This window comes from Sphingobium sp. SA916, assembly GCF_002894065.1.
Taxonomy (GTDB): Bacteria; Pseudomonadota; Alphaproteobacteria; order Sphingomonadales; family Sphingomonadaceae; genus Sphingobium; species Sphingobium fuliginis.
Genome location: NZ_LXYF01000032.1, coordinates 69687 through 84603, shown reverse-complemented (window position 1 = coordinate 84603; position 14917 = coordinate 69687). Strand labels below are relative to the sequence as shown.

The following is a 14917-nucleotide window of genomic DNA, read 5'->3' as shown; positions in this document are numbered from 1 at the left end:
TCCTGCCAGGGCTTGTACATTTCGAAGACATGATAGGTGGGGGTGAGCACCATCTTCCTGCCTTCGGTCAGGATCATCGCCTGCAACACATTCACCATCTGCGCGATGGCGGTCATGCGCACCCGGTCGGCATGTTTGGCGAAGATGTCGAGATTGACGGAGGCGACCAGCGCATCGCGCAGCGTGTTCTGCTGCCGCAGGAAGCCGGGATTGGTGCCGGGGTCGGGCGCATACCATGTGCCCCATTCGTCCACAGCCAGGAATATCCGCTTCTGCGGATCATATTTGTCCATCACCTTGCTATGGCCGGTGATCAGCTCGTCCATCTTCCATGTGGCGGCCAGCGTGTCGGCCCATGCGGTCTCGTCGAAATTGACCGGATCGGCCTTGGGCGGCCAGCCGCCCTGGGGCAGGGTGTAATAATGGAGCGACAGCGCATCCAGTTGCTTGGCCGCGTCGCGCATCATCACTTCGGTCCAGTTATAGTCGCCGCCGTTCGCGCCCGACGCGATCCGCACCAGCGTCTTGCCCGCCGGAACCTTCAGGAAGGTCGAATAGCGCTTCGTCACGTCGGCGGCATATTCGGCGCGCATATTGCCGCCGCAGCCCCACAGCTCATTGCCGATGCCGAAGGCGGGCAGCGCCCAGGGTTCCTTGTGCCCGTTCTTCGCGCGCTCATCGGCCAGGCTGCCGGCGGGCGCGGTGATATATTCGACCCATTCCGCCATTTCCTGCGGCGTGCCGTTGCCGACATTGCCGGAAATATAGGCTTCCGCGCCGACCTGCCGCAGCAGTTCGAAATATTCATGCGTGCCGACGCTATTGGGTTCGGTCACGCCGCCCCAATTGGTGTTGACCTTGATCGGGCGCTTGCCCTTCGGGCCGACGCCCTCCCGCCAGTGATATTCGTCCGCGAAGCAGCCGCCCGGCCAGCGGATCACCGGGACGGAGAGGTTGCGCAGCGCCGCCACCACATCGTTGCGGAAACCATTGGTGTTGGGGATCGACCGATCATTGCCGACCCACAGGCCGCCATAGATGCCATGGCCCAGATGTTCGGCGAATTGCGTGAAGATGCGGCGGTCATAGACCGGGCCGGGCCGGTCGGCATGGATGGTGGCGGTGGTCGGCTTGCCGGCGGTGTCGGCGCTGGCGGTCGTCGCCGCCAATGCGCTGGCGCAGAGAAGCAAGGCGGCGGTCGTGCGGCGCAGGGTCTTGATCATGGTCGTCCTTTTCGGAAAATGGCGGCGGAATGGGCGAAACCTATTTGGGCAGCGGGATCATCCGGGCGATGCTGTAGCGGGCCTGCTGGACCTGCACGCCGTCGTCCGGCTGGCCGCTGCCGACGCTCAGGCCATAATCGCCCGGTATCAGCCCGCGCCCGCCCGTCATGGTGACGAAGCTGAGGTCGCGGGGGCTCAAGGTGAATTCCACCTTCCGGGTCTCGCCGGGCTTCAGCGTCACCCGCTGGAAGCCGCGCAGGGCAAGGCGAGGCGCGCCCTCGAACCGTGGCGGCGTGATATAGAGCTGCGCGACATCGTCGCCCGCCCTTGCACCCGTGTTCGTGATGGCGGTGCGCACCTTCAGGCCATTCTCGACCGAACCGTTCACCGGCTCGACCGTCAGCGGGGCGTAGCGGAAGCTGGTGTAGCTGAGGCCGTGGCCGAAGGGATAGACGGGCTTGCCCCTGAAATAGCGATAGGTGCGCCCCTCCATCCCATAGTCGGTAAAGGGCGGCAGGTCAGTGACGCTCCTGTAGAAGGTGACGGGCAGTCGGCCGCCCGGATCGGCCTTGCCCGAAAGGACATTGCCGACCGCCAGCCCGCCGGATTGGCCCGGATACCAGGCTTCGACGATGGCGGCCGCATTCTCCTTCGCCCAGGACAGGTCGATGGCGCTGCCATTCATGGCGACGACGACCAGCGGCTTGCCCAGCGCCCTGGCCTTTTCCAGGAAGGCGCGCTGGTCGGCGGGCAGGTCCAGCGTCGTCTTGTCGCCGCCGTCGAAACCCTCCACCTTGACGGGCATCTCCTCGCCCTCCAGGTCGGAGGTCAGGCCGACCACGGCGACGACGACATCGGCATCCTTCGCGCCCGCTGTCAGATCACGGTCGAGATCGTCGGTAACCCGCTTCCAGAAGATCGCCGGGCTGGCGGCGACGCCGCTTTCGCCCTGCAGGCGGATGGCGTAGCGCTCGCCCCTGGTCATGTGCACCTCGACCAGCTTCAGCGGTTCCGCCCAGCGCGAATATTCGCTGGCGGAGACGACGGGCTTGCCGTTCAGCGAGACCTCGCCCTTCACTCCGGTCAGCGCCAGCCGATAGAGGCCGGTTTCCGGTGCGACCAGATAGCCGCTCCAGCGCACCCGATGCTGGTCCGACACCTGTTTGAACTCGGCCGCCCGCGATACGATGCTGGTTTCGGTCCGCGTCAGCACCGGCCGGGTTGCAAACTGGTCCTTGCCCGTGGCGTTGAAATATTCGGCCTTGATTCCCGGCTTGCCGTCCGGCGTCAACAGCGCGGTGCCGGGGACGAGGTCGCCGTCTGTGATCGACGGGCTGAAGGGGATCACCGTCACGCTGTCCGCGCCCATGACCTGTTTCAGGCCCTCCGCAACCGAAATGGGTGGAGCGCTCTTGGCCGAGGAATAATTGCCGCGCAGCACGCGGGTCGCATCCGCCAAAGGCCCAGCCAGCGCGATCCTCGTCCCGGGCTTCAGCGGCAGGACGCCGTCATTCTTGAGCAGCACGAGGCTCTTTTCCGCAGTACTCAGCGCCAGCGCCTGATGATCCGGCGTACCGATCGCGCTTGGCGGGATCGCGTTGGGCTTGCGGGAAGACAGGCCCGGCAGGTCGCCATTGCGGTATCGCGCGGAAAAGAGCCGGACAAGGGCGGTGTCGATGTCGCCCATGCCGATATGGCCCCGCGCCAGCGATTCCTTGTATCGATCGCCAAGGTCGGTGCGTCCGCCCAGCGTCGCATTGTTGCATTCGCTGTCGACCCCGTAGCGCAGCGCGACGGCAACGCCGGTGGCGGCATCGGGCGCATATTTGTGATGCTCGTAAATGTCGACTACGGCGTCGCAGTCGGACACGACATAGCCCTTGAAGCCCCATGCGCCGCGTAGATAGTCCTGCAACAGCATATGACTGCCGCAGGCCGGTTGCCCGTCGACGCGGTTATAGGCGCACATGATCGACCCGGCCTTGCCCTCGACAATGGCGGCGCGGAAGGCGGGGAGGTAGGTGTCCTCCAGATCGGGCGGCGTGGCGAAGATATTGTCGGTGTGGCGGCTGGGTTCGGGGCCGCTATGGACCGCGAAATGCTTGGGCGTGGCGACGACCAGAGGCAGGTCCGGATTGTCCCCCTGCATGCCCTGGACGAAGGCGACGCCGATCCGCGCCGTCAGATAGGGGTCTTCGCCATAGGTTTCCTGCCCCCGGCCCCAGCGCGGATCGCGGAAGATGTTGATGTTGGGCGACCATGTGTCGAGGCCCGTGCCGATCCGGCCGAGATGCCCGGTCTGCCGTCCCAGCCTATGCAGCGCCCGGACCTCCGTGCCGATGGTGGCGGCGACCTGCCTGATCAACGGCGCGTCGAATGTGGCGGCAAGGCCGATGGGTTCGGGAAAATTGGTCGTGGGCACCGCCCCGATCGCGCCATGAAGGGATTCGGTCCACCAGTTATAGGCCGGGATGCCGAGGCGCGGGATCGCGGGCGCGACATTCAGAAGCTGTCCGACCTTCTCGTCCAGCGTCAGCCTGTCGACGATCTCCCGCGCCTTGCCGTCGGCCTCCGCCCATATGTCCGTGGCCTGCGCATGGACAGTTGCCGGGGTCGCGAGGCACAATATCGCGCCGGCCGCGCGCAAGGCGAAAGCGGTCTTCATGATTATCTCCCCAAGAAGCGCGCTGTTTTCAGCGTCGCTCGATATGTCTCGTCCGGTCGGTGGGGCGCGGGGGATGGCACTTCCCCCGCGCCCGGCGCGCTCAATGGGCCGCGCCGTCCTTCGTCCCCTTGGCGACGAAGGGATTGATGGTCCGGATCGTGCCGTCGGGATTATAATGCAGTTCGGTCACCTTCACGTTGCGCAGGCGGGTCTGGCCCGACAACTGGCTGTCGGCATAGAACAACCACCATTTCCCGTTCCATTCGACGATGGAATGATGGGTCGTCCATCCTTCCACAGGCTCCAGGATGCGGCCCTTGTAGGTGAAGGGACCATAGGGTGAATCGCCGATGGCATAGACCAGATAATGGGTATCCCCGGTCGAATAGCTGAAATAATATTTGCCCTTATATTTGTGCATCCACGATGCCTCGAAGAAACGGCGGTCATGGTCGCCGCCCAGCAGCGGCTTGCCCTTGTCGTCCAGGATCTGGATCGCGCGGGGCGCTTCGCTGAATTCCAGCATGTCGCCGGTCAGCTTCGCGACGCGCGGCGCCAGCGCGGGCTTGTCGTCCTGTCCCAGATCGGTCTTCGACCCATTGGGATCATATTTGCCGTCGACATTGCGCTGAAGCTGTCCGCCCCAGATGCCGCCGAAATACATATAGCTCGATCCGTCATCATCGGTGAAGACGGCGGGATCGATCGAATAGCTGCCCTTGATCGGCTGCGGCTGCGCCTTGAACGGACCCATCGGGTCCTTCGACGTGGCGACGCCGATGCGAAAGGCGCCCGCCTTGTCCTTGGCCGGGAAGTAGAGATAATAGGTGCCGTTCCTGTACGCAGCGTCCGGCGCCCACATCTGCTTGTCGGCCCAGGGCACGTCCTTCACATCCAGCGCCACCGGGCCGACCGTCACGGGGCCGCCGATCCTGTCCATCGACAGGATGCGATAGTCCCGCATCTCGAAATGGCTGCCCAGATCGTCCTCCGGCGTCGGCCCGTCGATGTCGTGGCTGGGATAGACGTAGATCTTCCCGTTCCACACATGGGCGGACGGGTCGGCGGTGTAGATGTCCGTGACCAGCGGCTGCGACAGATATTCGGATGCGTCGCGCTTCGCTTCGGCCTTCGGCTGGGCTTCGTTCGCCGGCTGCGACTGCTGGCATCCGGCGGCGAGCAACAGGGCGGCGAGCGGCAGGGCTTCCAATGCGCGCAACTTCATGGGCATGCTGATCCTCTCTGGTTATTCCCGCAACGATAGCGCTACCATTTTGCGAAGGCAATCTTGTACGACAAATTATATGGCCGTCAGACCGGTTGCAGTCCATGGGCCACGATCTTGTCGATCAGATCGCGATGGCGCGGCAGGCCGGCGCGCAGCTTCGCCGTCATGGCGGTATTTTCCCGCCGGGCGCGGTCCGCCAGATGGGCGTCGCGCGCCAGGGCGGGCCGGTCGACCTCTGTCCGGAATCCCATGCCGTAGAGCACATATTGGTAGCTCGCCGCCGGGAAGACCTCCTCCACCCGGTCGAACTCGTCGAGGAACCAGGGCGATTGGTAACGCCAGAGCAGCATCAGTTCCTTCAGACGATCGGGAATGGTCTCCTCCCGGACATTGTCGCGCCAGAAATTGCTGTCGGTGCGCTTCGTCAGCACATAATGCAGCTTCAGGAAATCGATGATCCGCCCCCAGCGATAATGGGTCGTGGCGTTGAAGCGCGAAGCGATGATGTCCATCACCTCGCGGCAGGCGGGCATCTGCTCGGCGATGATCTTGGCCGACAGTTCGATGAGGACGATGGCCGACGCCTCCAGCGGTTCGAGGAAGCCCGCGGCCAGGCCCACGGCGACGCAATTGCCCTTCCAGAAGGTTTCGCGATGGCCCGAACGGATTGCGATTTTCCGCGCGCCCAGCCCTTCGGCCAGCGGACCGATATAGGCGCGCAGTTCCCGTTCCGCCTCTTCGTCGGAAATATGGTTGCTGGAATAGACATGGCCGATGCCGCGCCGGGTCGGCAGGCCTATGTCCCAGATCCAGCCCGCGCTCTGCGCGGTGGAGATGGTGTGCGACGCCATCGGGCTGTCGGGCCGCTCATAGGGCACCTGCATGGCGAGCGCGGTGTCGCAGAACAGCACGTCGTTGCAGTCCCTGAACGGCACCTTCATCGCGCCTTCGATCAGCAGCGCCTTGAATCCGGTGCAGTCGACGAACAGGTCGCCCTCGATCTCGCCGGCCTGGGTGGTGCGGATGGCGCGGATGTCTCCATCCTCCTTCATCAGCACCTGCTCCACATCGGCCAGGACATGACGCACGCCCAGCTTTTCGGTGCAATGGCGTTGCAGGAAGGGCGCGAACTTGCCCGCGTCCAGATGATAGGCATAGTTGGCCAGCGCGTCATATTCGGCGGTCGCGATGGTCTTGGGCGCCAGGCCGTCGTCGCAGATGCGGCCCTGCGAACAGACGCTGTCGCAGAAACTTTCATCCCCCTCGCCCGCCAGCCAATGGGGGGCAAGGTTCACCTGCCCGAAATTCTGGGGCAGCATCAGGGGGTGGTAATAGCCGTCGTCAGGCGTTCCCGTCGTCCAGCGGGCGAAGCGCGCCCCTTGCTTGAAGGCGGCGTCGCATTCGCGGAACAGGTCGGTTTCGGAAATGCCCATGCGCGACAGGGTGGTGCGCAGCGTCGGCCATGTCCCTTCGCCCACGCCGATGATCGGCGTGTTGGGGGATTCGACCAGCGTCACGGTGAAGCCGTTGCCGATGCGGCTGCGATGGCGGGCGGCGATCACGCCGGCGGTCAGCCATCCGGCGGTCCCGCCGCCGACGATCACGATGTTGCGGACGGGATGAACCATGGCGACAGCCTTGATAGGGAAAGCGGGAAGGAACGCCAAAAAGGGAGGGGATGTCAACCGACATCCCCCCAGGGCGAGACAGGTTAGAAGCGGTAACGAACGCCTGCGGTGTACCGCCGGCCATAGGCATAGACGTCAAGCAACTGGTTGCTGAACCGGCCATGGGTGCTGACCGTTTCGTTGGTGAGGTTCAGCGCCTCGCCGAAGATGGTCAGTTGCTTCGTGATGTCGAAGCTGGTGCTGAGGTCGACCTGCAACGCCTCGTTCACGAAGGTCGGTTCGGCGCCGAAGGCCGAATTGTTCTGCGCCTGGCCGAAGGCCTGCAGATATTTGTCGCGCCAGTTGACGGCAGCACGGATCTGGAAGCCGTTCTTGTCGTAGAAGCCGACGAAGTTCGCGCTGTTGGCAAGGCCGGTCACCGCGAAACCGCTCTGCGACAGGTCGGTCCTGTCATAGGGCTTGTTCGTATCGACGAAGGTGGCGTTGGCATTGAAGCCGAAGCCGCTGTCGCCGAAGACATGCTGCCATGCCAGTTCCACGCCCTTGATCGTGGCGGACGGGCCGTTGACCCGCTGCGACACGGTGAAGACGGCCGGCTGGCCCGTCGTCGGATCGACCACGCCGTTGATGGTCTGGCGCTGCGTGCCGGCAACGATGAAGTTCGACACGTCCTTGATGAAGAAGTTCACCGCCGCATAGGAGTTGCGCTGATAATACCATTCCGCCGCGAAGTCGAAATTGTCCGCGAGGAAAGGCTGCAATCTTGGATTGCCCCCGGTCGCGGTCAGCGCGCCGACGCGCTGGCCCACACCGACGTTCAGAACGGGCGTCAGGGTGTTGAGCGAAGGACGGGTCAATGTCCGCGATGCGTCGAAGCGGAGGTGGAAATTGTTCGTGACCTCCAGCTTCATATCCAGACTGGGAAGCAGATAGGAATAGCTGCTCTTCGTCGAGATCGGCTGACTTTCGGAGAAGGTGACGTTGAGGAGCGTCGGGTCGGCGGCGCTGCCCGTAAGGGCAATGGGCAGGCGACCGACGCCGCTGGACGTCAGGTTGGTGATCTCCTCGCGAACCCCCGCATTGAAGCGGAAGGGCATCCCCGCAATCTCATGTTCGAAATTCACGCTGACATAGGCGGACCAGGTTCGTTCCCTGATGTCCTGGACGCTGCCGGGATCGAGCGCGAGGTCGAAGGCTCCCGTGAAATTCGGCCCGACCGTGGGATCGGCATAGTTGAAGCCCGGGATGTTCGTCGTCTGCGGATTGCCCAGCCCTTCCAGATACTCCTGATAGGCGCGCGGGTCATAGGCCAGCAGTTCCGGCGGCAGATTGCCGGAGAAGCCCGGAATCCAGTTGTTCAGGCTGATCGGACGGCCATAAAGGCTGGTCGGGATCGGCACGCCCGTATTCCGGCCCGAAGGTGTGCCGTAGCCCGCATAGGCCTGCCAGAAATTATTGGCGAAGTTGTTGCGGTTCTCCAGCCGGAAGCGGTCCTCCATATAGCGGCCGCCGAACTTCACGCGGAAGCTGTCGTCCTCCCAGGTGCCGCCGAGACGGAATTGCTTGATCTCATCGGAGTTCTTCTGGACCGACCGCACGGTGACGTGCGAACCGATGATGGTGGGATCGCTCCAGCGCGACTGATCGCCGGCCGGGCCATAGGTCGTCAGTTCGGGGAAGCTGTTCTTGCTGTCGCCGGTCACGCGGACGCCCAGCGCCGTGCCGAGCAGGCCGCCATAGCCGATGTCGCCATTCTCGCTGCCGATCCGGTTTCCGGGGTTCTGCCGGCTCTTGGCGTAGGAGGCGTCCGCTTCGAACTTCAGATTGTCGGTCGCATCCCATTTCAGGTTGACGCCGACCTGATTGGTTTCCAGCAGACGGCTGTCGCGGCCGGCCGTGAAGTCGGTCGGCGTGCCCGCCTGGATGAAATTGATCGTCGTGCCGTTCTCGTCCTGCTCCACATTGCGCAGGTCGCCCTGGTTGAACCACATGCCGAAACCGGAAATGTCGGTCACGATCTTCTGGCGCGAATAATTGTCGTCGATGGTCAGCAGCACGTCGTCCGAAGGCTGCCACTGGAAGGCGATGCGGCCGTCGATGCGTTCATCCTTGGTATAGCGCTGGTCGGCGCCATATTGCTGCTGATACCAGCCGACGACATTCTGCCGGTTGGTCGGGGTCGCCCAGGCGGCGGATTCAGGATTCGACGTCGGGGAACAGCTTGCGGCGGTGCTGCCTGCAAGCTGGCACGGCGCGAACCGGCCGCCCTGCCAACCCGAAACATAGACGCGGTTCACCTGGGTATCGCGACGGGTATAGACCGCGTCGACAAGGATGCCCATTGTGTCGTCGGCAAAGGTGGTGCTGAACAGGCCGCCGATCGTCGGCACGATCTTGCCGGCATCGTCCTGGACCGATCCGGCTGCGCTCATCGCGACGCGGGTGCCGGGGTGATCGAAGGGCTTGGGGTAGGAGATATTGACGGTCGCGCCGATCGAACTGCTCGACAAGGAAACGTCGGGCGTCTTGAGGACTGCCAGCTGGCCCACGAAGTCCGATCCGACGGTGGTGAAGTCGACCGATCGTCCACCGGTCGCCGTCGAAATCCTGCGACCGTCGATCAGCGTTTCGTTGAAGTCTCCGGCGAAACCGCGAACGGTGATGCCGTCCGGCTCGCCACGCGAACCGGCGCGATTGATCGATACGCCCGGCAGGCGCTGGAGCGACGCCGCGACGTTCGAATCCGGGAACTTGCCGATGTCTTCCGCAGAAATGACGTCGACGACGCCGGAAGAATCGCGCTTGATGTCGAGATTGCGCTGCAATGAGCCGCGAATACCGGTGACGATGATGTCGGCATCGCTGGCCGGCGCGGCGTCCTGGGCCGTGGCCGGAACGGCGATGGCCAGGACCAGCAGGCTTGCCGTCGCCGCAAGCGCGGCACGGCCGCGCGCTGGTTCGGCCTTGGTCATTCTATACGTCATGATCCTCCCCTTGTTCAGACAATATCTCGCCCGAACGCCGCGGCACTATTGCTGCGGCGATCATGTTTTCTTGATCAGGGTGATTTGTTCCGCTTTTCTAAGCGGATTTGATCATCCTCACCCAGGTCTTCTTTTTTTCTGCTGAAAATGGTAGCGCTATCTAAACGCGCGATCAAGCGGAATTGTAGGCGTAATCATTATCCGCCAGGATGCAGCCTCCGCATGGGGAAAAAGCCGGCCGAAGCGGCAAGCCGAGCGGCCGTCAACAAGGTGGGAGAGGATATGGAAGAGGTGGAACTGCTGAACAGCGAACTGCACGCAACCTTGCGGATGCGGCCCGCGAACGAGGGACGCGATCCCTTCGTCCGCATCGTGGTCGGCGAATTTGCGGCTGCGGCCGCTGCCTGTCCCCTGTTGTTTTCCAAACATGCGGAGACGGGCGCTTTCTATGCCGGGGCGCTGATGGGCTTCAAAAGAGGGGAATGTCTGATCGATTCGCCCGACGGCCGACCGGCCTTCCGGCCGCTGGAGGCGGATCGCGAGGGCTTCTTCGCTCTGGGGGAGAGCATCGCCTTCGATCCCGCCCATGACCGTTTTGCCGGGCGGGAGGGCGAATCGCTGTTCGATGCGCAGGGCGCGCCGACGGCATCGCTGAAGGCCGTGCAGAATGCCCTGGGCCGCCTGATGGCAGGGGCCGCGGATACCGACGCCTTCATCGCGGAGATGCTGGCCCATCGCCTGATCGAGCCGATCGACATCTCTCTCAACTTCGATGATGGGGAACGGCTGCGACTCGACGGGCTTTACACGATCAGTCTGGATATGCTTGGCGATCTGGACGATGCGACGGTGCTCAAGCTGTTCCGGGCGGGGCATCTGCAAAGCGCCTATGCCATGATCGGCTCGCTCCGGCACATCGCGTTGATGGCGCGCCGCCGCAATGAACGGCTGGCGGTGCCGGCCTGAACATGGGCGACGCCAGCCCCGTGATCGAGGCGTTCGCGGCGGCCGATATGACGGCGGCTGACGATCTGCGCGCATTCGCCGCCATGTGCCGACCCGCGGTGATCCGCGGGCGGTTCAACGACTGGCCGGCAGTGGCGGCCGGCGGGCAGGGCGGGACGGCGGCGCTGCACTATGTCGCCCGATTCGCCGCCGGTTCGAGCGCCGAATATTTTACCGCGGGCGCCGAGCTTGGCGGACGTTATCATTATGGCGACGGCCCCGGCGGCTTCAACTTCACGCGGGAAACGGCCAGTATCGGCGATGCGCTGGGCCGGATCGCCGCCAATGCCGAAAGCGGGAGCGAAACCGCCTATCTGGGATCGCTGCCCGCCGATTCCCATTTTCCCGGTTTCGCGGAGGAGAATCCCTGCAATTTGGTGGGCGCTGGCGTTCATCCGCGCCTCTGGATCGGCAACCGGTCGACGGTCGCCTGTCATTATGACAGTTACGACAATCTCGCCTGCGTGGTGGCGGGACGGCGGCGCTTCACCCTTTATCCGCCGGACGCCATCGGGGATCTTTATGTAGGGCCGGTGGACCATACCCTGTCCGGCCAGCCCGTTTCCATGGCGGCGGGCGCACCCGATGGAGCGGCGACCTATCCCCGTTTCGCGGCCGCGCGGGCAAGGGCCCTCGTCGTCGATCTCGCTCCGGGCGACGCGCTCTATCTGCCCAAGCTCTGGTGGCATCAGGTAGAGGCGCTCGACGACGTCAACATCCTCGTGAATTATTGGTGGGACGGGTTCGCGGCGGGCCCCGATTCGCCCTATGCGGCGATGCTGCTGGCTATGATCGCCCTGGCCGAGCGGCCCGAGCGTGAGCGCGCCGCGTGGCGCGCCTATTTCGATCATTACGTCTTCCGGCCGAACGGCCATCCGCTGGCGCATCTGCCGGAGGAGCGGCATGGCGTCCTGGGGCCGCTGGCGAAGGGCAATTATGGCCGCATCCGGACATTGGTCATGCGGATGCTGCGGGGCGCCTGAGCCTGGAAGACAGGAGCTTGAAGACAAATGACATGCGATGGAAAGGGGATGATGTGAAGAAGATGATCATGGCCGCGATGGTCGGATCGGCATTGGCGATGAGCGCCGCGCCCGGCGGGACGCAGGTGGCGACGGGCGGACCGCCGGCGGTGGCAGGCGCGAAGGCCGTGACCGTGGAGCGGATCAAGGTGCATGCGCCGTCCATCGAAGGCAATCTGGAGGGGGAGGCGGCCGACCGCGACGTCCTGGTCCTGTTGCCGCCCAGCTATGGCCGCGAACCGGGCCGGCGCTATCCCGTCATCTATGCGCTGCACGGTTATTCCATCGGGGCGGAACAATGGACGAAGGAAATCCATGTCCCGACGACTGTGCAGAATGCCTTTGCGAAGGGCTCGCGGGAGATGATCCTGGTGTTGCCCGATTCGAAGACTGTCCATAATGGGTCGATGTATTCGGGATCGATGACGACGGGAGACTTCGAAACCTTCATAGCGCGTGATCTGGTCCACTATATCGACACCCATTACCGCACCATCCCCCGCCGCGAAAGTCGCGGTCTGGCGGGGCACAGCATGGGCGGTTACGGCACCAGCCGCATCGGCATGAAGCATGCCGACATGTTCGGCGCCCTTTACATGATGAGCCCCTGTTGCCTGTCCCCGCGCAGCGCCGGGCAGATGGACGCGGCAGCGTCGAAGGCGCTGGAGGCGGTGAAGACTCCTGCCGATTCGGCTGCCTTGCCTTTCCTCCTCAGGGCGCAGCTCGCGACCGCCGCGGCCTCGTCCCCCAATCCCGGGAACCCGCCGCTCTATCTGGACCTGCCGGTCAAGGACGGCCAGGTGCAGCCGCAGGTTCTCGCCCGCTGGCGGCCAATGCGCCCCTGGCCTTTGTCGACCAATATATCGGCAATCTGCGCCGCTACAGGGCGATTGCCATCGATGTGGGCGACAAGGACGGGCTGAAGGACGACGCACGGGCGCTTCACGAAGCACTCGACCGCTATGGCATCGCCAACAGCTTCGAAATCTACGACGGCGATCATACGAACCGGGTCGCATGGCGCTTTCAGGACAAGCTGATCCCGTTCTTCGCCAGCCATCTCGATTTCGGAACGGCGAAATAGGCGCCTTTCGGTGGTAGCGATAACAAATCCGGTTGCCGCCGGAGGAAAATGGATTATCCCTGCGCGTGACGGCCCGGGACAGGGCCGACAGGACAGGGAGGAGCGAACGGCCTATGTTTTCCCGCAACATCATCTGGCACTTGGGTTTGACCGTCAGTCTGGTCGCGCTGAGCGCGGCTCCGGCGTTGGCCGCGCCGCGCTTCGACCCCATGTTCGGCGATCATGCCGTCATCCAGCGCGATCATCCGGTGACGGTGACAGGCAGGGCCGATCCCGGCGAAGCCGTCTCGGTCACGCTGGCCGGTGAGGTCCGGCAGGTCCGCGCCGACGGCGAAGGCCGTTTCGCGGCGCAGTTCGGCCCGCTCGCGACCGCAGGATCGGTGACGCTGGAGGCCCGCGCTCCCTCGGGCAGCGCGGTCGCGCAGGATGTCGCGGTGGGCGACATCTTCCTCTGTTCGGGCCAGTCGAACATGGAGCTGGAGGTCCGCAATGCGCAGGATGCGGTGGGCCAGATCCGCGCTTCGGCCGATGACCGATTGCGCCTGATGCTGGTGCCGCGCGCTGTGGCGGACGATCCGTTGCGCGACTTCCGGCAGGCGCCGTCCTGGCGCCCGGCCGGACCGGACAGTGTGGCCGATTTCTCAGCCGCCTGCTATTATATGGCGCGGGAATTGCGGAAGACGGCCGGCGTGCCGATCGGCGCCATCGCCAGCAGTTGGGGCGGATCGCGGATCAGTCCGTGGATGGGCGCGCGGGCGCAGGCGGCGGTCGGACAGGCGGCGCAATCGGCGCTCGTATCGCTGCATGGGCGCGATCCCTTTGCGGCGGAGCGGGCGGCCAGCGCCGAATGGGAAAAATGGTGGCGCAAGGAAACCGGGGATGCCGCCGGCAAGGAACCCTGGCAGCCGGACAGCAGCATCGCATGGCAGGACGTGCCCAGCATAGGCCCTTGGGAACAATGGGGCGTTCCCGCGCTGGCCGACTATAATGGCATGGTCTGGTTCCGCAGGGAGATCGAACTGACGGCGGCGCAGGCGAAGCAGCCGGCCACCCTCTCCCTTGGACTGCTGGACGATGTCGGCCGGGTGTGGATCAATGGCAAGCCGGTGGCGATGAGCGCCCGAAGCTGGCAGCCGAGCATGTTCGACGTGCCCCCCGGCGTGCTGAAGCCGGGACGCAATGTGCTGATCGTCAATGTGCAGGACAACTATGCCAATGGCGGCTTGTCCGGCCCGGCGGAGGTCATGAAACTGGGGTTTGGGCAGGGGCAGGGCGGGGACCTGCCGCTGGGCGACGGCTGGCGCTATGCGGTGCCGGCCAGGTCGCCGGCGGGCGCGCCGCGCGTGCCGTGGGGCGACACGACCGGTTCGGGCACGCTCTACAACGGCATGATCGCACCGCTGGGGTCGATAGGGTTGAAAGGCGTCGCCTGGTATCAGGGCGAATCGGACGTCGACCTGCCCGGCTATGACGACCGCATGAAGGCGATGATGGAGGATTGGCGGCGGCAGTTCGGTTCGCCCGACCTCGCTTTCGTCGCGGTCCAGCTTGCCGCTTATGGCGCGCCGGTGACGCAGCCGGGGGAAAGCGGCTGGGCGGCGATGCGCCAGGTGCAATATCAGGCGATGGCGCGGGATGCGCATGGCGGCCTCGCCACGGCCATCGACCTGGGCGACCCGTTCGACATCCATCCGGGCGAAAAGCAGGAGGTCGGCCGCCGCCTGGCACGGGCGATGCGCGCCGTCGCCTATGGCGATCCGGTGTCGCGCACCGGCCCGCAGGCGGCGCGGGCGGTGGCGACGACGGACGGCGGCGCGGCGGTCGAGTTCACCGGGCTGACCGGCGGGCTGCATATGCGCAGCGCGAGTCAGGCCATCGGCTTCGAACTGTGCGGAGCAGCGGCCGGAAGCTGCCGTTTCGTACCCGGCCGGGCGGAAGGCACGCGCATCGTGCTGGCGGGCGACGGCCTGCCGGCGACGCGCGTGCGCTATGCCTGGGCGGAATCGCCGGTCGTCAACCTTTATGACGAAGCGCCGCTGCCGGTCGGATCGTTCGAGCTGCCGATCACGCGGTAACGG

Annotated in this window: 10 protein-coding genes; 5 read left to right on the top strand and 5 right to left on the bottom strand. The window is 64.7% G+C overall.

Going from position 1 to position 14917, the window contains the following annotated elements:
* The 5 genes from A8G00_RS09590 to A8G00_RS09570 all read right to left on the bottom strand — a co-directional run.
* On the bottom strand, window positions 1-1223 hold a 1223-nt coding region (locus tag A8G00_RS09590), incomplete at its 3' end, for an alpha-N-arabinofuranosidase (RefSeq protein WP_103000507.1).
* Window positions 1224-1263: 40 nt separating this feature from the next.
* On the bottom strand, window positions 1264-3888 hold the full coding sequence (locus tag A8G00_RS09585) for a glycoside hydrolase family 3 C-terminal domain-containing protein (protein WP_103000506.1): 2625 nt from the start codon (window positions 3886-3888) through the stop codon (window positions 1264-1266).
* Between the two features lie 100 nt (window positions 3889-3988).
* Window positions 3989-5119, bottom strand: a complete 1131-nt coding sequence (locus A8G00_RS09580) for a glycoside hydrolase family 43 protein (protein WP_103000505.1) — start codon at window positions 5117-5119, stop codon at window positions 3989-3991.
* 80 nt (window positions 5120-5199) lie between these two features.
* Window positions 5200-6744, bottom strand: coding sequence for a tryptophan halogenase family protein (locus A8G00_RS09575; protein WP_103000504.1), 1545 nt, complete (start codon window positions 6742-6744; stop codon window positions 5200-5202).
* Window positions 6745-6827: 83 nt separating this feature from the next.
* Window positions 6828-9716, bottom strand: coding sequence for a TonB-dependent receptor (locus tag A8G00_RS09570; RefSeq protein WP_103000503.1), 2889 nt, complete (start codon window positions 9714-9716; stop codon window positions 6828-6830).
* Between the two features lie 234 nt (window positions 9717-9950).
* On the opposite strand from A8G00_RS09570, the gene A8G00_RS09565 reads away from it, so the two are divergent.
* The 5 genes from A8G00_RS09565 to A8G00_RS09550 all read left to right on the top strand — a co-directional run bounded on the left by A8G00_RS09565 (window position 9951) and on the right by A8G00_RS09550 (window position 14914).
* Window positions 9951-10694, top strand: a complete 744-nt coding sequence (locus tag A8G00_RS09565; RefSeq protein ID WP_253257952.1) for a SapC family protein — start codon at window positions 9951-9953, stop codon at window positions 10692-10694.
* A 2-nt stretch (window positions 10695-10696) separates the two neighbouring features.
* Window positions 10697-11716 carry a cupin-like domain-containing protein gene (locus A8G00_RS09560; protein ID WP_103000502.1) on the top strand — a complete coding sequence of 340 codons (1020 nt, stop codon included), beginning with the start codon at window positions 10697-10699 and terminating at the stop codon, window positions 11714-11716.
* Between the two features lie 62 nt (window positions 11717-11778).
* The gene (locus A8G00_RS09555) at window positions 11779-12678 is read left to right on the top strand and encodes an esterase family protein (RefSeq protein ID WP_253257953.1); all 900 of its coding nucleotides are present in this window, start codon (window positions 11779-11781) and stop codon (window positions 12676-12678) included.
* Window positions 12657-12839 carry a hypothetical protein gene (locus A8G00_RS25600; protein ID WP_253257951.1) on the top strand — a complete coding sequence of 61 codons (183 nt, stop codon included), beginning with the start codon at window positions 12657-12659 and terminating at the stop codon, window positions 12837-12839. Before A8G00_RS09555 ends, A8G00_RS25600 begins: the two co-directional genes overlap by 22 nt.
* A gap of 113 nt (window positions 12840-12952) precedes the next feature.
* Window positions 12953-14914: a sialate O-acetylesterase gene (locus tag A8G00_RS09550; protein ID WP_103000501.1), complete on the top strand. Its 1962-nt coding sequence runs from the start codon at window positions 12953-12955 to the stop codon at window positions 14912-14914.
* Window positions 14915-14917: the final 3 nt, after the last annotated feature.

Excerpts from the sequence above, each read along its gene's own strand:
- A8G00_RS09575 (WP_103000504.1), bottom strand. The coding sequence starts at position 6,744 with ATGGTTCATCCCGTCCGCAACATCGTGATCGTCGGCGGCGGGACCGCC.
- A8G00_RS09580 (WP_103000505.1), bottom strand. The coding sequence starts at position 5,119 with ATGCCCATGAAGTTGCGCGCATTGGAAGCCCTGCCGCTCGCCGCCCTG.
- A8G00_RS09555 (WP_253257953.1), top strand. The coding sequence starts at position 11,779 with ATGATCATGGCCGCGATGGTCGGATCGGCATTGGCGATGAGCGCCGCG.
- A8G00_RS09550 (WP_103000501.1), top strand. The coding sequence starts at position 12,953 with ATGTTTTCCCGCAACATCATCTGGCACTTGGGTTTGACCGTCAGTCTG.
- A8G00_RS09585 (WP_103000506.1), bottom strand. The coding sequence starts at position 3,888 with ATGAAGACCGCTTTCGCCTTGCGCGCGGCCGGCGCGATATTGTGCCTC.
- A8G00_RS09570 (WP_103000503.1), bottom strand. The coding sequence starts at position 9,716 with ATGACCAAGGCCGAACCAGCGCGCGGCCGTGCCGCGCTTGCGGCGACG.
- A8G00_RS09565 (WP_253257952.1), top strand. The coding sequence starts at position 9,951 with ATGGGGAAAAAGCCGGCCGAAGCGGCAAGCCGAGCGGCCGTCAACAAG.
- A8G00_RS09560 (WP_103000502.1), top strand. The coding sequence starts at position 10,697 with ATGGGCGACGCCAGCCCCGTGATCGAGGCGTTCGCGGCGGCCGATATG.